This is a genomic window from Curtobacterium sp. 1544, from assembly GCF_040544915.1.
Lineage (GTDB): Bacteria > Actinomycetota > Actinomycetes > Actinomycetales > Microbacteriaceae > Curtobacterium > Curtobacterium pusillum_C.
In genome coordinates this window covers 137,895-159,139 of record NZ_JBEPKX010000003.1, presented here as the reverse complement: position 1 = coordinate 159,139, position 21,245 = coordinate 137,895, and the positions used below count along the sequence as shown (strand labels likewise).

Annotated in this window: 14 protein-coding genes; all 14 read right to left on the bottom strand. The window is 70.5% G+C overall.

Translation table 11 applies throughout. From position 1 onward, the window contains the following. Positions 1–26 precede the first annotated feature (26 nt). Complete coding sequence (locus ABIC61_RS03410) at positions 27–836, bottom strand: DarT ssDNA thymidine ADP-ribosyltransferase family protein (RefSeq protein WP_354028831.1); 810 nt, start codon at positions 834–836, stop codon at positions 27–29. An 81-nt stretch (positions 837–917) separates the two neighbouring features. After that, on the bottom strand, positions 918–1,895 hold the full coding sequence (locus ABIC61_RS03405; RefSeq protein ID WP_354028830.1) for a DNA topoisomerase IB: 978 nt from the start codon (positions 1,893–1,895) through the stop codon (positions 918–920). A 95-nt stretch (positions 1,896–1,990) separates the two neighbouring features. Next, a complete protein-coding gene (locus ABIC61_RS03400; protein WP_354028829.1) occupies positions 1,991–10,558 on the bottom strand; it encodes an isopeptide-forming domain-containing fimbrial protein in 8,568 nt (2,855 codons plus the stop codon). 347 nt (positions 10,559–10,905) lie between these two features. Beyond that, positions 10,906–11,172 (bottom strand): DUF6079 domain-containing protein, encoded by a 267-nt coding sequence (locus tag ABIC61_RS03395; protein ID WP_144753343.1) that lies wholly within the window; start codon positions 11,170–11,172, stop codon positions 10,906–10,908. A 193-nt stretch (positions 11,173–11,365) separates the two neighbouring features. Next, positions 11,366–12,553, bottom strand: a complete 1,188-nt coding sequence (gene tuf, locus ABIC61_RS03390; RefSeq protein WP_079237384.1) for an elongation factor Tu — start codon at positions 12,551–12,553, stop codon at positions 11,366–11,368. Positions 12,554–12,700: 147 nt separating this feature from the next. Then, positions 12,701–14,815 (bottom strand): elongation factor G, encoded by a 2,115-nt coding sequence (gene fusA, locus ABIC61_RS03385; RefSeq protein ID WP_144753346.1) that lies wholly within the window; start codon positions 14,813–14,815, stop codon positions 12,701–12,703. A gap of 89 nt (positions 14,816–14,904) precedes the next feature. Next, entirely contained in the window at positions 14,905–15,375 is a 471-nt protein-coding gene (gene rpsG / locus ABIC61_RS03380) for a 30S ribosomal protein S7 (RefSeq protein ID WP_071299505.1), read from the bottom strand. A gap of 4 nt (positions 15,376–15,379) precedes the next feature. Next, a complete protein-coding gene (rpsL, locus tag ABIC61_RS03375; protein ID WP_071292552.1) occupies positions 15,380–15,748 on the bottom strand; it encodes a 30S ribosomal protein S12 in 369 nt (122 codons plus the stop codon). A 476-nt stretch (positions 15,749–16,224) separates the two neighbouring features. Beyond that, entirely contained in the window at positions 16,225–17,361 is a 1,137-nt protein-coding gene (locus tag ABIC61_RS03370; protein ID WP_354028828.1) for a hypothetical protein, read from the bottom strand. Positions 17,362–17,395: 34 nt separating this feature from the next. Then, positions 17,396–17,851 (bottom strand): DUF6121 family protein, encoded by a 456-nt coding sequence (locus ABIC61_RS03365; RefSeq protein ID WP_144753352.1) that lies wholly within the window; start codon positions 17,849–17,851, stop codon positions 17,396–17,398. A gap of 24 nt (positions 17,852–17,875) precedes the next feature. Beyond that, the gene (locus tag ABIC61_RS03360) at positions 17,876–18,448 is read right to left on the bottom strand and encodes a CBU_0592 family membrane protein (protein WP_354028827.1); all 573 of its coding nucleotides are present in this window, start codon (positions 18,446–18,448) and stop codon (positions 17,876–17,878) included. Positions 18,449–18,624: 176 nt separating this feature from the next. Continuing rightward, complete coding sequence (locus ABIC61_RS03355) at positions 18,625–19,431, bottom strand: type IV pilus inner membrane component PilO (protein ID WP_354028826.1); 807 nt, start codon at positions 19,429–19,431, stop codon at positions 18,625–18,627. After that, positions 19,428–20,177 (bottom strand): hypothetical protein, encoded by a 750-nt coding sequence (locus ABIC61_RS03350; RefSeq protein WP_354028825.1) that lies wholly within the window; start codon positions 20,175–20,177, stop codon positions 19,428–19,430. The genes ABIC61_RS03355 and ABIC61_RS03350 overlap by 4 nt, the downstream gene beginning before the upstream one ends. Beyond that, the gene (gene pilM, locus ABIC61_RS03345) at positions 20,174–21,229 is read right to left on the bottom strand and encodes a type IV pilus assembly protein PilM (protein WP_354028824.1); all 1,056 of its coding nucleotides are present in this window, start codon (positions 21,227–21,229) and stop codon (positions 20,174–20,176) included. The genes ABIC61_RS03350 and pilM overlap by 4 nt, the downstream gene beginning before the upstream one ends. Positions 21,230–21,245 lie beyond the last annotated feature (16 nt).

Sequence of the window (21,245 nt, the reverse complement as noted above, 5' to 3'; positions counted from 1 at the left end):
GCATGTGCGGAAGGTCGGTGCCGACGCTACTCGGCGACCACCGGCGGGACGAACCACGGCGGGAAGACCGCCACCCGGGGAGCGTGTCCGCCGTGGTCCTGCAGGACCGCCTTGACGGTCTGCCGGACGCGGTCGTTCGGCACGCCGATGACCGCGACGGCGGAGAACGGCACACTCGGCCCGGCGAGCAGCTCGAGCTCGTGCATCTCCGGGTCGGTGAAGTCCGTGCGGCGGATGAGGTTGGTCGCGGCCTCGGGACCGACGGCGAAGCGCACGTCCTCGGCCTCGGCGTCCTGGTCGGCGACGATCACGGACGCGCCGAAGGCCGACACGGGCACGACGAGCATGATGTACTCCGTCGCCCGGGTCCGGCGCGCGGCGTCCGACCAGCGCTCGCCCTCGGCACCGGTGCGCAGCTCGTCCCAGCGCGTGGCGTCCGGGGAGAGCGTGAACGGCACGTGGCCGGCGATCGGGGACCCGTCCGGGGCAGTGGCCTCGGCCCGCGCCGCACGGGCGGTCGCGGAGGAGACGTCGACGACCGGCGTCACGGCGTCGGAGGCGAGGATCGCACCGGAGCCGACGATGTCGTCGAGGTTGTCCACGTGGGTGACGTGGTGGGCACGCAGCGATGCGAAGTCACGCGCCTCGGGCAGGTCGGGCACCGGGGACCGCAGCGAGGACGCGGGTGTGGCGGCCTGGCCGGGGACGCTCCGGAGCGAGGTGGTGATCCGGGTACGGCGCGGGGTCGGGGTGGGGTTCTCCGCTGCCTCGCGCTGGCGCGGGGCGCAGATGTCGCAGAGCTCGGTGGGGAATCCGTGGATGCACTCGTCAGTCACGACTGGTGGGGGTCCTTCCGTGCCCGGGTGGGGGTGATCGGGCACGAGGTCCAACGGTACGTCATCCCGGCCCCTTCCCGGTCACTGTCGGTAGAGCAGTGCGCGGACCTCCGACTCCGCCGCGTGCGTGCGGTCGGGGTCGATGGTCTCGCCGTGGTCGTAGGCGTCGAGCAGTCGCGGGTCGATGTAGCTCTGCCGGCACACCGTCGGGGTGTTCCCGAGTTCCTCGCTCGCGACCTTCACCGCGCGCGAGACGGCCCTCCGCCGCTTCGCCTGGGACGACTGCGGCCCGGTCGACGCGAGGTCGACGGCAGCGGCCACCGTGCCGTGCAGCGTCCGGAAGTCCTTCGCGGTGAACTCGTCCCCCGCGCGCTCCTTCACGTACTCGTTGATGTCCTCGGCGGAGAGCGGCTCCCACTCGGCGCCGCGACGTTCCCGGAAGGAGAGCAGCCGGGCGTTCGGTCCCCGGCGCTTCATGCCGGCGATCACGGTCGCGAGGTCGGCGTCGTGGATGGAGGACGACCACTCCTGCCCGCTCTTCCCGGGGAAGCCGAGTTCGATGTCGTCCCCGGAGACGTGGGCGTGCGCGCAGAGCAGCGTCGAGAGCCCGCGGCTGCCGTGCTCGGAGGCGTAGCGCTCGGACCCGACGCGGAGGGATCCCTGGTCGAGCATCCGGAACGCAGCGGCCAGGGCACGTCGGCGGTCCGGTTCCGGGCGGCGGAGGTCCTGCGTCACGCCGCGACGGGCGACGGGGAGGGACTCGGCGAGTGCGAGGGCTCGGTCGTACTTGATCCGGTCCATGCGCTCGCGCCAGGACGGGTGGTACATGTACTGCCGCCGTCCGGCGCCGTCGATCCCGGTGGCGAGGACGTGTCCGTTCTCGTAGGGCGAGATCCACACGTCGTCCCACGCGGGCGGGATGACGAGGTCCTCGAGGCGCTGGCGCACCGCGGCGTCGGTGACGGTGGCGCCGTCCGGGTCGCGGTACGAGAACCCGCGGCCGCTGCGGACGCGGTGGTAGCCGCGACCGTTGGTCGCGGAGCGGCGGAGACGTGTCACGTCCCCGATGCAACTCGCTGCCGCCTGTGACCCGGCCCGGCGACGGACGGGAGGCACGGTGCCAGCTGACACCGTGCCTCCCGTCCGTCAGGTGGTCACGCGCGGCGTCGTCGGCGCGTCACCAGCAGGACGCCACCGGCTGCCATCGCGAGGAGCGCGATCAGCGCGCCGATCCCGAGTCCGGCCGCACCCGTGAAGGCGAGCTCGCCCGCCGGCTTCGGTGCGTCGCGCACCGGGGCCGGGTCGCTGGCACGCATCGGGTCCGTCGGGCTGGCGGAACCGGAGACCGGCACCACCTGGGTCGTGGGCGACGCGACCGTGGCGACGTTCGTGATGCGGTCCGGGGCGTCGTCCGCCACCTTGGCGGTGACCTGGAACACCACACGGCCGTCGACCGCGAGCGGACCGGTCAGCGTGCAGGTGACGGTCTGCCCGGTGGTGCACGTGGCGGCCTTCCCGTCGTTGACGCTCACCAGGGTGAGGCCGGACGGCAGCCGGTCGGTGACGACCACGGGGCCCGGGTCCTCGGTGGGGCCGTCGTTGCGCACCGTGATGGTGTAGCCGACGGTCTTCCCACGGACCACCTGACCCGTGTGGGTCTTCGTGACCGACAGGCTGGAGGCGGGGTCGACGGCGAGCTCGTCGGCCGCCTCGTTGTCGGCGAGCGTCGTCTCGGTCGTGCTCGTCGCCACGGTCGCGCTCGGCTGCACGCCCGGGTAGGCGACTGCCGTCGGCGTCTGGTGCACCGTGATGACCGGCGCGAGCGAACCCGCCGCCAGCGTGCCCGCCAGGGCGAACGACACGGTGGTCGAGCCGTCGGAGTTCGCGACCACGCCGGTGACCGTCCACGCGGGGTCGGCCTCGGTCGAGACGTACGTCAGCCCCTTCGGCAGCGTGTACGTCGCGGTGACGGCCACGGCGTCGGAGAGCCCGGCGTTCCGGACCTGGATCGTCTCGGGCAGGTCCTTGCCGATCACGGCGGTGCCGTCGTGCCCGATCGTGATCGTCACGTTCGCCACGTCGTCGACGTCGAGCGGGCTCGTCACCGGCTCGTCGTTCGTGCCGACCGGCGGGTTGGTGCCCTGCCCGGTGATGACCGCCCGGTTCTCGATGGTGCCGGCGGTGTAGCCGGACGCGACCTTCGTGGTGATCCACAGGCCGGGGGCGTCCGTCCCGGCGACGATCGTCGTCGGGAGCGAGCACGTGACGAGGGTCGGGTCGGTCGTGCCGTCGCAGGTCCACACGGAGCCGTCGCTCGACGCGCCCGTGAAGGTCAGGCCCTCGGGCAGCCGGTCGGTGACGACCGTGGTGGGCTGCTCGTCGGACGGTCCCTCGTTGCGGACCTGGAGGAGCCAGACCTGCTCCGCACCCGCGGTGACCCGCTTCGCGGCCGTCGTCGACCCGACCTCCGTGACCGGGGTCTTCGTCAGGCCGAGCGCCGCGTGCGTCGTCACCGTGACGTCGTCGCCGGCGGTGTCGTTCGTCGGGTCCGTGTCGGGCGTCGCACTCGACACCGCCGCGGTGTTGCGGAGCGTGCCGGCCGGGGTGCCGGACGCGATCGACGCGGTCACGTGGAACACGGCGGTGTCACCGCTCGCCAGGGTGGCCGTGGTCCAGGTGCTCCGGTCGGCGCCCTGCTCGGCGCTTGTCTCCCAGGCGGCGTCGGTCGTCACCTTCCGGATCGTCATGCCCGCGGGCGGGGTGTCGGTCCAGGTGACGTCCTGCGCATCCGAGGGGCCGTCGTTCGTCACGGTGACGTCGTAGGTGACGTCCGTGCCGGCGTCGGCGCTCGGGGCGCTCGTGCGCTGCTTCGTGATCGACAGGTCGGCGTGCGTGGTGACGTCGACCGTCGCCTCGTCCTGCACGACCGGACCGGACGCCGTGATCGGCGAGGCGGTCGCGGTGTTCACGATCGACGAACCCCGGAAGGACGCCGGCACGTGCACGGTCAGGACGATCGTGTTCGGGTCGGTGGCGCCCGCGGCGATGCCGTCCGCGCTCGACAGGGTCAGGACGCCGCCCTCGTTCGCCTCGAGCGTCCAGTGCTGCTGGGTCTCCGGCGACAGGCTGCGGAACTCGACGCCGGTCGGCAGGGTGTCCTGCACCCGGACGCTCGGCGTGCTGTCGTCGCCGGCGGGCAGGTCGGACGGGCCCTTCGGGTTCGCGACCGTGATCGTGTACGTGACGTCCTCGCCGGCGTCGACCGTCTCGACGTCCGCGGTCTTGGTCACCGACAGGCCGGCCGTCTGGGAGGCGTCGCTGCGTGCCTGGTCCTGGGCGGTCGCGGCGTTGTCGGCCGTCACCACGGCGGTGTTCACCAGGGTGCCGGTGAAGGACGACGGGGTCGTCACCGTGAGGGTGAACGTCGCGCTCCCCCCGGCGGCGAGGGTGCCGTCGAGCACGCAGGTGACGTCGTTGCCGTCGGCCGCGGGGGCCGTGCACGTCCAGGCACCGTCGGTCTGGGTGATGGTGTCGGTCCCCTTGTCGACGGGCTCGTCGGACCGGAGGCGCGTACCCGACTCGAGCGTGTCCGTCACGCGGACCGTGCGGGCGTCCGCCGTCCCGGTGTTCTTCACCGTGACGGTCCAGTCCGCCGGGTCACCGGCGACCAGGGACTCCGAGCCGAAGGCCTTGTCGATCGTCAGCGACGTCGCGTCGTCCACGGCGGTGGTCGCCTTCGAGTCGTCGTTCGACGAGGTCGGGTCGGTCGTCTTCGTCGTGTCCACCGCGACCGCGGCGGTGTTGACGATCGACTGCGCGGCGGTGACGTCCGAGTGCACGGTCGCGGTGACCGAGATCGCGCCGGCGGTGGTGCCGTTCGCGAGGCCGTCGCGGGTGCAGGTCACGGTGTTGTCCTCCGTGTCGCACGTCCACGCCGTGTCGGTCGAGGCGGCGCTGACGAGCGTCACGGTGCCGGGCAGCGTGTCGGTGACGGTCACCGTGCCGCGGGCGTCCGAGAGGCTCTGCACCGCAGCGTCCTTCCGGTTCTGCACCGACAGGTTCCACGAGATGGTGCGGCCGGCCTGGGCCTTCTCGGACGGGCCGGTCTTCGTGATCGCGAGGTCGGCGACCGCGACCGGGGTCACGCTCGCGGTGTCGCTGTCGTTGCCGGCCTCCGGGTCGAAGGTCTGCCCCGTGCCCTGGTGGATCGTGGCGGTGTTGCGGATCGCCGTGAGCGGGGCGTTCGCGGGCAGGGTCAGCGCGACGTCGAGCTCGGGGAACGCGCTGCCCGCGGCGACCGTGGCCCCGTTGACGCAGGACCACGTGCCGGCGGTCGGCGTGCAGGTCCAGCCGGTGCCCGTGAAGGTCAGGGTCGCGCCCGCGGGCAGGCCGGTCGGCGCGTCCACGACGGTGGTGCCGTGGGCGGCGTCGTCACCCGTGTTGGTCACCGTGATGGTCCAGGCCTTCGCGGTGGTGGCACCGGCGACGACCTTCGCGGTCGTGGCCGCCTTCGTCAGCGCGAGGTCGGCCGCGGCGATCCGGGCCGTGGCCGTCGCGTCGTCCCCGCCGCCGGGGTAGGAGACGAACGAGCCGTCGCCGCCGTCGTACGCGGTGCCACCGGAGGCGTCCGTGACGGTCGAGGTGACGTGGTTGACGTGCGCGACCTTCGTGCCGGCGCCGGGCGTCGTGGCCGCGTCCGCGGTCGGGGTCGCCCGGTAGTGCAGGGTCATCGTGGCGTTCGCCCCGAGCTGGCCGAGGTCCGACCAGGTGAGCGTGCTGCCGTTCACCGTGGGGTCGGCCACCTCGGCGGCGGCTCCGCCGTCACGGACGAGCGTGGCGCTGCCGGCGACGTACTCCCAGTTCGCGGGCAGGACGTCCTTCGCGGCGACCTTCGTCGCGGCGCTTCCGGTGTTCGTGAACGTCACCGAGAAGTCCGAGGCGACGCCGATGTACGACAGCCCGCCGAGGGTGTCGTTCGACTTCGCGACGGCGACGTCCGGGAACGCCGGGGTCACGGTGGCGGTGGCCGTGACGGCGTCGTACGACGCGCCGCCGGTCGCCAGGCTGCGGTAGTCACCCGTCGAGACCGCGTTCGTGAGCGGCGCACCGCTCAGCGAGACGTCGTCGGCGAGCTTCGCCGAGTACGTGTGCTGCACGGTGGCACCGGCGCCGCCGACGGTGGTCGACGGCCAGGTGATCACGCCACCGCCGCACCGTGACGTCGTGGTGCCGAGCGTCCCGCCGTCCGAGATCGACGAGCCGTCGACGACGATGCCCGCCGGCACGCAGTCGGTCACGACGGCACCGTACGCCGGCGATGCGCCCTTGGCGTTCGTCACGGTGACGGTGTAGCGGACGGACTGGCCGGGCTCGACGTCGAGGTCGGTGCTGGTGGTCCCGAGCACGGTCGCGGTCTTGCCGATCGACAGCGAGGGAGCGACGACCGAGGCGTTCGCCTGGTTCGAGGTCGCCGAGCCGTCGGTCGGAGCCGTTCCCTTCGCGGTCTTGTCCCAGGCGAAGGTGGCGGTGTTGGACAGTGCAGTGCCCGCCGTGGCCGCGGTGGACAGGCGGACCGGGATCGACACGGTCACGACCACGGCCTGCGGTCGGCCGGTCGCGATGTCGCTGACGGAGACGGTCACGGTGCGGCTGGACGCGTCGACGGTGCCCGTCGCCGTGACGGAGCTGTCGGACGAGGTCACGGTCGGAGTGCCGTCGACGGTCAGGCCGGCGGGGAGCGCGTCCGTGAGCCGGGCGTCGAAGACCGCCACGTTCGCGGGGATCGTCGCCGTCACCTGGTAGGTCGCCGCGTCACCCGGGCGGACCGGCAGGGCGGTGGTGTTCGCCGGGTTCGTCGTGGCCGGGGTACCGGCCGAGCCGTCGCTGTTCGACCAGGTCGGCGCCGTCAGCTGCTTCGACACGGACGGGGACGCCACCGTGATGGTGTCGTCGGCGCTCGCGGTCTGGACGTAGGTCGCGCCGGCGGTCGCGTAGTCGGTGTCGAGGCTCGAGCCGAGGACCTTCGCGGTGTTCGCGTAGCTGGTGCCCGCGGGTGCCTTGTCGGCAAGGGTGCCGGTCACCGTGACGGTGGTCGAGGCGCCGGGGGCCAGCGTGCCGACGTTCCACGCGTGCAGGGTGCGGTCGGTGCCGCACGTGCCGAGCGCATCGCGTTGCGCCTGGGTCAGGGTCGCCTCCGTCCGCGACGACCCCGTGAACTGCAGGGACGACGGGAAGCAGTCGGCGACGAGGACGCTGCGGGCGTCGGTGGTGGTCGACTTGTTCGACGCGGTGAGCGTCCACGTCACGACGTCCTGGCCGGACACGACGGCGCCGTTCCGGTCGTCGGTCTTCGTGATCGCGAGGTTCGGAGCCGTCACGGCGACCGCGACCTGCTTCGTCGGGGCGACGGAGGTGCCCGTGACCGGGTCGGTGCTGCGGAACGTCGCGGTGTTCGTGATCGTCGCCGAGGAGAACGTCGTGCCGTCCGACTTCGGGTACGCACCGGTGCCGGCGGAGACCGCGAGCCCGGAGACCGTCACCGAGAAGGTGAGGTCGGTGCCGGTGGTGTTGTCGAACACGGCGGGGAAGACGATCGCGCCCGCGCCGGCGTTCGTGTTGGTCGTGGCACCGCCCGTGAACGTGAAGTCCTGGCCGCCGTAGGTGACGGTCGTGTCCCCGTCGGTCATGCCGCGCGTCGCCGCGTTCGCGGTGCCGGGCAGGCCCAGCGTCCACGTGGTCGCGCTCGTGGTCTGCAGCCCGGTGACCTTGGCCAGCGGGTCCACCAGCGACGCGGATCCGACGCTCGTGCCGGCCTTCACGGTGACGGAGTAGGTGTACTTGAGCGGCTGACCCGGCACGGCGTTCAGACCGGACCGGTTCGTGGCACCACCGTCGGTACCGCCGGTCTTGGCGACGACGACGGGCGTGATCGTCACCTGGCGCTGGGCGTCCGCGGTGACGGCGACGAGCTGCGAACCGGTCGCCCCCGAGGCGTGCGTGCTCGTCCCGGCGACGGGTGTGGGAACCCAGGTCTGTGCAGCGCCGGTGTCGGCCGTCGTGTCGAAGCGCACGACCGAGGCGGAGTTCTTGTACGCGGTGCCGGCGAACGACTGGGCCGGGACCTGCATCGTGTACAGCAGGTCGGTCGTCGCGCCGGAGACGATCGGGCCGACACCGGTCCACACGATGAACGAGCGGCCCGAGAACGTCGAGGACGCACCGGTCGGCGGCGTGTTCGTGCACGTGCCGCCGCTGGCCGAAGCGTCGACCGCGGCGCAGCGGATGCCCGCGGGCAGCGCGTCCCACACCGAGACGTTGCTGATCGGGTACGCACCACCCGTACCGGTCGGGTTCGTGACGCTGACCTTGTACTGCAGCACCTGCCCCTCGGTCGTGTTCGCCGGGTTCACGTTCGCGCTGAGGCTGCCGGCGTCCTTGCCGGTCTGCGCGATGCTCTTCGCCAGGGTGGCGGAGGCGACCCCGGCGACCTTGTAGTTCGCGGAGGACCGCAGGCTGGTCACAGAGCCGGCGGTGTTCTGCTGGGCGAACTTCATGAGGTTCGCGGTGATGTCCGGCACCGTCGTGCTGGAACCGGCCTTCGAGATCCGGGCGGCGACGTACAGGACGACCGTCGCACCGGCGGTGTCACCGTCCACGTACGTGCCGCCGGTGGCCGAGGACCCGATGGAGAAGGACGCCATCGACGCGCTCGAACCGGTGAGCTTCACCTGCGCGGCCGGGACGGTGCTCTCGGAACCGTAGGCCCAGTCGGTGCCCTCGACCCACTGGGCCGCAGACGCCGTGGTGCCCACGGGGAGCATGTCCGTCACGGTCGCGTTGCGGCTCTGCACGCCGGCGGGGAACGCGACCTGCAGGCGGAAGCAGACGAGGTCGTTGACGGTGAACGGGTCGGCGGGCGTCGCCGACGAGTAGGTCCCGGTCGAGGCGGCGCAGTCAGCGGCGCTGGTCACCGGCGAGGTGGTGCTGCGCGGGAGGACCGACTTCGCGATCTGCGGGCTGTTCGAGGTGATCGTCGCCTTCGAGTCGTCGACGACCTTCTGCGTCCCGGTGTCGCCGTGCACACCGGTGGAGGTCCCGGCGATGGCGACCTTGTTCGTGAAGTCGTCGCCCGCGGCCGTCGGCCCGGCGCTGCCCGCCACGGAGTAGCTCTGGCGCATGAGCGCCTTGTACGTCACGGTCGGCGCCGCGTTCGTCGCTTGGTCCGCGATGTGGAACGTGACCCTGAAGCTGCCGTCCGCGGCGGAGTAGGCGACCGAGTCGATCGTGGCACCGGTCATCTGCTGGTCCAGCGCGGCGTTCTTCGCCGGGTCGCAGTCGGCCGGCAGGGTGCCGGTCGTCGGGGTCCCGGCGGGGAACGCCGGGCACAGGCCGTCGGGCAGCGTGTCGGTCAGCGTGATGCCGGCGGAGGACTCGTACTCGCTGGTGCGGATGAGGAGCGAGTACGTCGCCAGCTTGCCCGCCGCGAACGTGGTCGGGGAGACGCTCTTGGCGACCGCGAGGTCCATCGCCTCGACCGTCAGCGAGGCGTTCGCCTTCTGCGCGGAGGTCGCCCCGCCACCGACCGAGCCGGTGTACGTGCCCTGTGCGTCGACGAGGTTGGTGAGGCCGTGGCCGTTCGAGGTGGTGTCGGCGGTGTTCTGCCGGGTCGAGGCGCCGTTGTTGTTGTCGAGGTCGGCGGCCTGCTGCAGCGACGCGGCGGCCGGAGCGGTGGAGCTCGTCGAGGGCTGGCCCGGCTGGCCGGCGAACGACATCGTGTTCTCGCGCAGCGGGACGGCAGCCAGGTACTTGATCGTGACGGTCGCACCCTTGGCGAGGTCGCCGACGTTCCAGACGACCTTCGTGAAGACCGACGAGCCCTGGCCCGCGACGGTGTTCACCGTCTCGACGCTCTGCGGCGTGCGGCAGGCAGTGGCGTCCCAGGTACCGGTGGCCTTCGCCGCGGTGGTCGCGGTGAGGGACGGGGCACCCGTGTACTCCGCGCCCGAGGTGGTGTTGTCGATCGCGCCGCACTGCAGGAACTCGAGTCCGGCGGGCAGGTAGTCCGTGACGACGACGCCCGTGGTGGGCGCCTGCGCCGTGTTCTTCACCGTCAGCGTGTAGACGGTCGGGTGGTCGTGCACGCCCCGGACGAGCTCGTTCTCCGGGCTCGGCTCGGCCTTCGTGATGCTCAGCGCTGACACCGTCGTGGCGTTCGACGTCGCGGCGGCGGCGTTGATCCCGGTGCCGGCCGTCGGCGTCCCCGTGGCGCCGTAGGTCGGGAGGGTGCGCGCGTCCGTGCTCGCCGCGACCTGCGCGTCGGCGGTGAAGGCCGTACCGACTGGCCAGGACGCATCAGCGGACTGGACCGAGAACGAGATCGACTTCTGGTCCCCGGCGACCAGGTCGGAGACGTTCGACCACACGAGGAGCGTCCCGCCGCCCTGCGCGGCGGTCAGCGTCGTGATGACTGGTTCCCCGGTCTGCGTCCCTGCGGAACCCGCGACGTACGAGACCCCAGCCGGGAGCTTGTAGGTGTAGCCGAGGTTGTACAGCGCAGTACCGCTGCCAGCGGCCGTGGTGTTCTTCGCCGTGATCGTCACGCCGGCCGGTGCGCCGTTGAGCACCGAGTCGTCCGCCTTGACGGAGACCGACACCAGCGATCCAGCGGCGCTCGTGGGTACGGCGACCGCGAACACGGAGAGCAACGCGGCGAGGAGACTCACCACCACCGCCATGGCGACGGCGCGCGGGCGTGCAGGGAACAGGGCAGAACGCATCGGGAGTGCTCTCGGGTCGTCGTCGGGTGACGCCGAGCGGAGCGCAGCGGAGCAGCACCGTGCGGGCAGGGTCCCTGGGTGCGTGCTGCGGGGGTGTTCGGGTCACCACGCGGGCCGGTCCGGCCTCGCGACTCCACGGTATCCAGTTGCGGGAAACCGCCGCTGCACCCAGTGTGGGGTACACGGGTGCCCCCCTTTGCGCGGACGACCCCCGAGCGGGCGACAACGGGCCGCCCTCGCACGACTGCGCCCGCCCGGCTCGGTGCCGGACGGGCGCAGTCGGAGCGAAGCGCTCAGGCCGGGTCGCTGCCGTTGTTCCCGATCTTGTCGTCGAGGTTCCGCGCGGTGTTGTCGATCTGCTCGTCGAACTTGCCGCCGGTGACCTTCTTGATGCCGTCCGCGAGGCCGTGGATGATCTTGTCCGAGACCTCTTCGGCCTTGTCGCTCTTGACGGCCTCTTCGATCTTGTCGCGGTTCTCGTCGACGAAGGCCTTCGCCTTGTCGGTCACTTCCTGCGCCTTGGCGGACACGTTCTTCTGGATGTCGTCGAAGCCGGCCATGCTGCCTCCCTGTCCGGCCGGGCGAACCGGCCGCTCGATGGCCGGACCTCCCGACCGCTTGGCCCACATCGTGCCCCCGGTCGTGCCCGCTGTCCGCGAAACGCAGGCGAACTGTGAGCAAACGACGACTCCGGGGGACACGAAAGCGGGGCCGGACCCGAAGGCCCGACCCCGCTTCAGCAGGTAACCGGAGTTACTTGGTGATCTCCTCGACCGTACCGGCGCCGACCGTACGACCACCCTCACGGATGGCGAAACGGAGGCCCGGCTCCATGGCGATCGGCTGGATGAGCTCGACGGTCATGGAGACGGTGTCGCCGGGCATGACCATCTCGGTGCCCTCGGGCAGCGTGATGACGCCGGTGACGTCCGTGGTGCGGAAGTAGAACTGCGGGCGGTAGTTCGCGTAGAACGGGTTGTGACGCCCACCCTCGTCCTTGGTCAGGATGTACGCGTTCGCCTTGAAGTCCGTGTGCGGCGTGACCGAACCGGGCTTGACGACGACCTGGCCGCGCTCCACGTCCTCGCGCTTGAGGCCACGGATGAGCAGACCGGTGTTGTCACCAGCCTCGGCCTTGTCGAGCAGCTTGCGGAACATCTCGATGCCCGTGACCGTGGTCTTCTGCGTCGGGCGGATGCCGACGATCTCGACCTCGGAGTTGAGGTCGAGCGTGCCACGCTCGACGCGACCGGTGACGACGGTGCCACGACCGGTGATCGTGAAGACGTCCTCGATCGGCATGAGGAACGGCTGGTCGGTGGCGCGCACCGGGTCCGGGACGTTCTCGTCGACGGCGGCCATCAGGTCCTGGACGGACTTGACCCACTTCTCGTCGCCCTCGAGCGCCTTGAGCGCCGAGACCTGCACGACGGGGGCGTCCTCGTCGAACTCCTGCGAGCCGAGGAGCTCACGGACCTCGAGCTCGACGAGCTCCAGGATCTCCTCGTCGTCCACCATGTCGGACTTGTTCAGCGCGACGACGATGTAGGGGACGCCGACCTGACGGGCGAGCAGCACGTGCTCACGCGTCTGGGGCATCGGGCCGTCGGTGGCGGCGACCACGAGGATCGCGCCGTCCATCTGCGCCGCACCCGTGATCATGTTCTTCACGTAGTCAGCGTGACCGGGGGCGTCGACGTGCGCGTAGTGACGCTTCTCGGTCTGGTACTCCACGTGGGAGATGTTGATCGTGATACCGCGGTCGCGCTCCTCGGGAGCGCTGTCGATCTGCGCGAAGTCACGGGCCTCGTTGAGGTCCGGGTACTGGTCGTGCAGAACCTTGGTGATCGCCGCCGTGAGCGTCGTCTTGCCGTGGTCGACGTGACCGATGGTTCCGATGTTGACGTGCGGCTTGGTGCGCTCGAACTTGGCCTTGGCCACTGGGGTCCTCCTCAGGACTCGGAAGCGACACCCCCGGCCGGCCCTGGATGGGCTCGGGACCGTTGGTGCGCGGTGTGTGTCTTTACTTTACTTGGTGGCGAGGGGCCCGTCGCCGGGCGCCCCCGCCTGTGGAGAAGCGCTGGAGCGCTACTCCCCCGCGTTCTTCGCGATGATCTCCTCGGCGACCTTGGCCGGGACCTGGCTGTAGGTCTCGAAGGTCATCGAGTAGACGGCACGACCAGAGGTCTTCGACCGGAGGTCGCCGACGTAGCCGAACATCTCGGACAGCGGCACGCTCGCGCGGACCACCTTGACGCCGGAAGCGTCCTCCATCGAGGCGATCTGGCCACGACGGGAGTTGAGGTCACCGATGACGTCGCCCATGTACTCCTCGGGAGTACGGACCTCGACGGCCATGATCGGCTCGAGGATGGCGGGGCCGGCCTTGCGAGCGGCTTCCTTGTAGGCGATGGAACCGGCGATCTTGAACGCCATCTCGGACGAGTCGACGTCGTGCGCCGCACCGTCCTTGAGGATGGCCTTCACGCCCACGGTCGGGTACCCGGCGAGGATGCCGACCTGCATGGCGTCCTGGATACCGGCGTCGACCGACGGGATGTACTCGCGCGGGACGCGGCCACCCGTGACGGCGTTCTCGAACTCGTAGACCTTCTCGGCCGTGACCTCCATCGGCTCGAGCGCGATCTGCACCTTCGCGAACTGACCGGATCCACCGGTCTGCTTCTTGTGGGTGTAGTCGTAGCGCTCGACGACCTTGGTCAGCGTCTCGCGGTAGGCCACCTGCGGCTTGCCGACGGACGCCTCGACCTTGAACTCGCGCTTCATGCGGTCGACGAGGATGTCGAGGTGGAGCTCGCCCATGCCCTTGATCGTCGTCTGGCCGGTCTCGGCGTTGAGCTCGACGCGGAACGTCGGGTCCTCTTCGGCGAGCTTCTGGATGGCCGTGGAGAGCTTCTCCTGGTCGGCCTTCGTGTTCGGCTCGATGGCGACCTCGATGACCGGCTCCGGGAACGTCATCGACTCGAGGACGACCTGGTTCTGCGGGTCGCAGAGGGTGTCACCGGTGGTGGTGTCCTTGAGGCCGATGACCGCGTAGATGTGGCCGGCGGTCACGTTGTCGACCGGGTTCTCCTTGTTGGAGTGCATCTGGAAGATCTTGCCGATGCGCTCCTTCTTGCCCTTGGTCGAGTTGATGACCTGCGCACCGGACTCGATCGAGCCGGAGTACACGCGGACGTAGGTGAGGCGACCGAAGAACGGGTGCACCGCGACCTTGAACGCGAGCGCGGAGAACGGCTCGGAGGCATCCGGCTTGCGGATGATCTCCTTCTCCTCGTCCTTGACGTCGTGGCCGATCATCGGCGGCACGTCGAGCGGGGACGGGAGGTAGTCGATGACCGCGTCGAGCATCGGCTGCACACCGCGGTTCTTGAAGGCCGAACCGCAGAGGACGGGGTAGACCTCGGAGGAGATCGTGAGCTTGCGGATCGCGCCCTTGATCTCGTCCTTGGTCAGCTCCTCGCCACCGAAGTACTTCTCGAGCAGGGCGTCGTCGGTCTCGGCGACGCGCTCGATCAGCTTGGCGCGGTACTCCTCGGCACGGGCCTGGAGGTCGGCGGGGATCTCCTGGACCTCGTACTGGGCGCCCATGGTGACATCACCCTTGGCGTCGCCGGGCCAGACCTTGGCGTGCATCTCGATCAGGTCGATGATGCCGACGAAGTCGTTCTCGGCGCCGATCGGGAGCTGGAGCACGAGCGGCTCCGCACCGAGGCGGTTGATGATCGTGTCGACGGTGAAGTAGAAGTCAGCGCCGAGCTTGTCCATCTTGTTGACGAAGCAGATGCGCGGGACGTTGTACTTGTCCGCCTGACGCCACACGGTCTCGGACTGGGGCTCGACGCCCTCCTTGCCGTCGAAGACGGCGACCGCACCGTCGAGGACGCGGAGCGAACGCTCCACCTCGACCGTGAAGTCCACGTGACCGGGGGTGTCGATGATGTTGATCTGGTTGTTGTCCCAGAAGCAGGTCGTCGCGGCCGACGTGATCGTGATGCCGCGCTCCTGCTCCTGCGCCATCCAGTCCATCGTCGCGGCGCCGTCGTGGACCTCACCGATCTTGTGCGTGATGCCCGTGTAGAACAGGATGCGCTCGGTCGTCGTGGTCTTGCCGGCATCGATGTGCGCCATGATGCCGATGTTGCGGACCTTGTTCAGGTCGGTGAGCACGTCCTGTGCCACAGGGTTCCTCCGGAAGAGTTGTAGGAGAGGTTGGCGGCCGTCCGGGGCGCCAGCGGTTCATGACCACCGGCGCCCGGACGGTGCCGGGACTACCAGCGGTAGTGGGCGAAGGCCTTGTTCGACTCGGCCATCTTGTGGGTGTCCTCACGGCGCTTGACCGCGGCACCGAGACCGTTCGACGCGTCGAGGATCTCGTTCATGAGACGCTCGGTCATCGTCTTCTCGCGACGGGCCTTGGCGTACGAGGTGAGCCAGCGGAGCGCGAGGGTGTTCGCGCGGTGCGGCTTGACCTCGACCGGCACCTGGTAGGTCGAGCCACCGACGCGGCGGCTGCGGACCTCGAGGGTCGGACGGACGTTGTCGAGCGCCTTCTTGAGCGTGACGACCGCGTCCTGCTGGTTCTTGGCGGAAACGCCTTCGAGTGCGTCGTAGACGATGCGCTCGGCGAGGCCCTTCTTGCCGTCCAGCAGGATCTTGTTCACCAGCTGGGAGACGATCGGAGCGCCGTAGACCGGGTCTGCGACGACGGGACGCTTGGGGGCGGGACCCTTACGAGGCATTGGCTCAACCCTTCTTCGCGCCGTAGCGGCTACGCGCCTGCTTACGGTTCTTCACGGCCTGCGTGTCGAGCGCGCCGCGGATGATCTTGTAGCGGACACCGGGGAGGTCCTTCACACGACCGCCGCGCACGAGCACCATCGAGTGCTCCTGGAGGTTGTGGCCCTCACCGGGGATGTAGGCCGTCACCTCGGTACCGTTCGAGAGCTTCACACGAGCGACCTTGCGCAGTGCCGAGTTCGGCTTCTTGGGGGTGGTGGTGTAGACGCGGGTGCACACACCACGCTGCTGGGGGTTCGCCTTCAGGGCGGGCGCCTTGGTCTTGGTGACCTTCGGCGAACGACCCTTGCGAACGAGCTGCTGAATAGTAGGCAACTGTTCTCCTGGTCCTGCTCGTGTTCTCTGGCCGACGCGGTCCGCCGGCTTCCTCGTCCCACGCTGATTGCCGCCTGACGGCGGACGACGATGGGGGACGGAGTCCGGTCGACCGTTGGTCGAGCCGGATTTTTCGGGCGCGCACGAGGGCGCACACCCGGAAGAGCCTACCCGCGTAACCTCGCGAAATCAATCCGGGCGCGTCGCCCTGGAGGCCCGTCCGGACCGCCGTGGGCGAACACGCCTGAACGGGGTGGTCGCGCTGCGCGCGGGGCGCGACGCCGACGCGCGCCGGCACGTCGTCGTGCGCGGGGTGGTGGGGCCGGACCGCGTCCGGCGTTCGCCGGTGTGGCGGGCGCACGCCGCGCATCGGGGCCGGGCGGTGGAGCCGTGCCGGCCCCGACGCGAGCCGACGTTGCGGGCGCGCGCTGTGCCTCCAGGCCGGACCGCCGACCAGGCGTCGGACGCGAGACGGGTCAGGAACCGGTGTCGGAGGAGCCGTTGCCGATGGCAGACCGGAACCTCGCGCCGGCGTCGGTGAAGCCCGTGATGTAACCGCTCGCGTTGACGTTCATCGGACCGGCCGAGGCCGTCCCCACGCCACCGGCGCCGGAGATGTCCGCGGTGAAGGTCGCCCGGCCGTACGTCGTCGTCGTGACGAGCCAGCCGTTCGACAGCCACCCGCCGACCGACACCGCCGGACGGGTGTCGAGCGTCCACTTCTGGTTCGTGTACGTGTAGGCGGAGTCCTCGCCGTAGGCGTAGAAGCTGCAGCCCTTCGGTGCCGCGTCCGTCGAGGCGATGCAGCCGTCGACCCAGGCGTCCACGGCGGCCTTCGCGGACTGCTCCCCCGCCGCCGTGAGCTTCGTCGTCATCGACACCGGCGACGACGCCGTCCCGCCGAAGCCCGACACCGTCGCCGTCGTCGCGTCGGCCGAGTACCACTTGCCGCCGTCGACCGCGACGTCGTACGTGCCGGGGAGCGCCGTCAGGGTCGCCGTGCCGTCCTTCGACGTCGTGACGCCCTGCCCGCCGACCAGCACCTTCGCGCCGGCCGGACCACGGAGGCTGACATCGACCGCACCGAGCTTCGGGGCCTCGAGCTCCCAGACCGGGAACACGCCCCAGTCGGTGCCCGTCTTGTCGAGCGTGAACGTCGACGAGACGTCGCGGCCGCCCTGCCGCAGGTAGGCGGTCACCGTCGCGGTGTCGCCGTCGTCGCGGGTGGCGGCGATCCGGTAGCCGGTGACGCGACCCTTCGCCTTGGCGTACGCGGCATCCGTCAGGAGCACGTCGTCCTTGTCGTGGTCGATGCCCGCGGTCTTCAAGGCGTCCTCGACCTTGCCGGCCGAGAGGTCGTCGAGGAACGCGCGCACCGGGCGGTCCGCGGAGTGCGTCGACGTCCCGACGGAGTAGCCGACCACGCCGGCGACGGCCAGGAGCACGACCGCGGCGCCACCGGCGATGATGCCAATGAGTGGACCGCGCCCGAGCTTCCGTCGCGGTCTCGCGGGTACGGGGGGCTCCGTCTGCAAGGGCGCCCCGTGCTCGCCGCTGATGTCGTCGACGTTCGGGACGGAACCCCATCCGTCGGCCTGCTGCTGGTCGGTCATCGGTCCCCCGTCGTCCTGTGGTGCTGCTGGAATCCTACCGTCGGGCACCGTCATCGCCGGTCGTCGTGACCCGCTCCGCACGCGACTGGTGGCGGGACGCCGCGATCCCCCCGACGACGCTGAGGAGCGCCACGACCACCGAGCCGACCACGAACGGGCCGAGCGCGTAGCCCGCGGGGAACACCACCAGCTCGGTGAGGTCGCCGCGGACCAGGGCGTACCCGACCGCTCCGACGCCGAGCATCACGAGGTACACGGTCGCAGCGGCGACGAGGCCGGTGACGCCGGGGTTGCCCTCTCGAGCACCGACCGCGGTGGCGAGGAAGACGACGACCGCGCCGGCCAGGACCATCGCGGGACCGAGGTACGGGGTGGCGTCGGGCTGGGAGATGACCTCGACGTCGGCGAGCAGCGCCTCGAACCCCGTCACCGCGATCACGAGCGCGATGAAGAGGATCGACGTCATCGTCGCGATCAACCACCGGGACATGCGGTGATCGTATCGCTGGGAGGGTCAGGCGTGGGAGGCGTCTGCGGTGTGCGGCTGCTGTTCCTGCTGCGTGTGCTGTTCCTGCTGCGTGTGCTGTTCCTGGGCTGCCGCGACGAGTGCCAGGGCGATGGTCGCGGTGATCACCGGCATCGACTCGGTCATCGGGGCGGCGGCGGTGGGTGCGTCCGTCGTCGCCGTCGCCGCCGTCGGTTCGACCTGGAGGCGCGGGGCGGCGTCCGCCGTGTCGGGCACCTCCGGCTCGTGGTCACGCAGCGCCGGACCGATGACCGGCAGGACCGCCGTGGTCGCCGCCGGCTCGGTGTGCAGCACCGGGATCTCGGCCGTCGCCGGAGCTCCTCGCTTCGCAGCACGCCGGGCCTTCGCCATCTTCACCAGGACGACCACGGCGACGATCGCCCAGATGCCGTTCACGATGGTCGACGGGACCGCGTGGTGGGCCGCGACGTTGATCGCGACAGCGAGCCCGCCGACGAGGTTGAAGAGTTGGTAGACCGGCCCGTTCGGGAGCTTGCCCATCGAGAACAGCAGGTAACCAGCAAGGACGGTTACGGCTCCGAACCAGCCGAGGAATTCCACGATTCCAGCCAACACGCGCGACTCCGGGCACGACGAGGAACGGCCATTTCGAGCGGCCGTTCGAGAGGGGGATGAGCAGCCGCGAGTGCGGTGTCAGGAGCATCGTAAGCACACCGACAGGCGTCGCGGAAGAGGGTGCGGCGTGGCGCGTCACACCCCGTTCGGGAGGGGTGTCGTCAGCCCTTCGACGCGGTGGTCGAGGAGGCGTCGGCTGCAGCCCCGGAGCCGCTCTCCGACTTCTGCGAGGACTGGGCCGACGCTGCGTCGGAGAGCACGTAGATGAAGCCGGACAGCGTCCAGGTCGTCGCTCCGGAGCCAGCCGGAGTGTCGGTCGTGGAGCCGTCGGTCGCGGAGCCGTCCGTCGTCTCGGCACGCGTCGACTTGATGTCGTTCACGAGGAAGAGCCGCTCACCGTTCTGCACCCCCGAGGTGAAGGCGAGCGCCTGTTCGAACGACCCGGTGACGTCGATGCTGATCGCGATGGTCGAGAAGTTGGACGCGGTGATCTGCGCGTCCGTCACCGGAGCCGTCACGGCGGGGGTCGACGGCGTCGCAGTGGTGGTGGGTGACGGGGTCGCCGCGGCCGAGGGGCTCGCGGCGTCCGTCGGCGTGGTCGCCGGCGTCTCCGCGACCGGGGGCGTGTACGCGGCTGCCCACGAGGTCGTGATCCCGCTGACGGTCACCCCGGTGGAGGCAGCCACCCCGTCGACCTCCTTGTAGAAGGCCGAGGTGTCCGCGGAGGACGGCACCGAGCGCTCGAGCGCTGCGGCCTCGCGCCGCATCGCCGGGAGCTTCGCCGACTGCGCAGCGAGCCGCGCGAGCTCGGCGCGGTAGGTGTCGTTCGTCGAGTCGATCGACTGCTGCTGCTCGCGGTTCGACGCAGCCGAGGCGAGCTGGGGCTGGACGCCGAGGAAGAAACCGCCGACGAGCACGACGGCGCCGATCGCCAGGGCGATCACGAGGTGCAACCGGTTCTTGGTCATTTCGTCTTCTCCGCGTACTTGCCGTCGAACGCCTCGTCGTTGATGTGCAGCGTCATGTCGACCGTGTAGTGCCCCGTGTCCGAGTTGAGGGTGACGGCGTTGGCGTTCGCGTCGACGAAGCCGGTGAGCCCGTGGACCCTGTCGAGCCAGTCCGGGATCGACGGGAGGGTCGGGCTGTCCGCCTCGACGGTGAGCGTCGCGACGCGCTCGCCCTGCAGCGGGGTGGTCGGCTGCTCGTAGCTCTCCAGGGGAGATGCCGAGTCCACCGTGACGCCGACGATGCTCACACCAGTCGGGAGCGATGCCTGCACCTTCTTCAGGTAGTCACTCCAGTCGATCTCCGGTGCCCCGCCGACGGCCTGACCGGCCTCGGCGAGGGCGGTCCGCGATTCGACCTTCCGCACCTCCGAGTACTGCCCCTGTTGCTGCAGCAGCGACGTGCCCTCGTCCTGCGCCGCGCGGAGCTGCGCCGCCGACGAGACGTTGTCCATCGTGGAGACCCCGACGCCGAGTGCGACGACGGCAGCGACGACGACCACGCCGAGCCACGCTCGACGCACGGTGGCACGCTGCCGTCGGTGGACGAGGACCTCGGGCGGGAGGAGGTCAGCGCGGGGGACGCCCCCGATGACGAGGAGGGTCTTGCCCGTCGTCTTCGGAGCGCGGGGAGCATCGGAGGTGTTCCGCGCCCGCTTCGCCTTGCCGGTGCGGGAGCCGGTCACCGGCTTCGACAGGGTCTCGGTCATGCTGCTCGTCCTCCTGCTGCGAGGCCCCACGCCACTGCGAGCGAGGTACCACGTTGTTCGACGACGGAGGCGTCCACACCGCGTGCACGAGGGACGCCCGCGAAGGCATCGCCGTGGACGACGTCCGCGTCGGTCGAGTCGGCGAGCGCCTCCCGGAAGCCGACGAGGTCGCCTCCCGCGCCGGCGAGGACGATCCGCCCCACCGGCCGACCGTCGTTCTTCGTGTTCGCGAAGTAGTTCAGGGTGTTCCGGACACTGGCGACGAGCTCGTGCGCGGCCTCGCGGATGACCGCCGCGGCGCGCTGGTCGTCGGGCGTCTGCGCCCGCGCACCCATGCCGATGTACCGCTTCACGGCCTCGGCCTGCTCGACGGGGATCTCGAGTCGCACCGCGATCTGCTTCGTCATCTCGTCCCCGCCCGTCGGGATGATGCGGACGAACTGCGGCACGCCGTCCACGCTGATGACGACGGTGCTGGTGTTGCCACCCACCTCGACGAGGGCGACGGTCCCCGCGGCGGAGCCGATGGGGGTGAGCACACGACTGAGCGCGAACGGGATGAGGTCGACGCTCACGGGGTTGAGACCGGCGAGCTGCGCGGCTCGGACGTTCGCCAGCACGGCGTCCTTGACGGCCGCCACGAGGAGCCCGTGCACGACCGGACCGGCCTCGCTGAAGCCTTCACCCGTGGGGTAGAAGTCGAGGATCGCGTCACCGACGGGGACCGGGAGCAGGTCCTGCACCTGGAACGGGAGCGATTCGCGGATCTGGGCCAGGGGTGCCTTCGGGACGGTCAGGTCGCGCGACAGCACGCGCTGGTTGCCCATGCCGAGGGCGACGTCCTTGGACTTGAACTTGCCGACGGACCACAGCTGCCGCAGGACCCCCGCGATCGTGTTCGTCTCGAGGACCTCTCCGCGCTGGGTCGACCCCTCGGGCAGGGGCACCTCGGCGATGCGCTCGATCGACGCGACGCCCTTCCGGGAGCGGGCGACCTCGACGGCGCGGATGGACACGCTGCCGATGTCGATGCCGACGACGTTGCTCGTCATGGTGATCGCTTCCTCC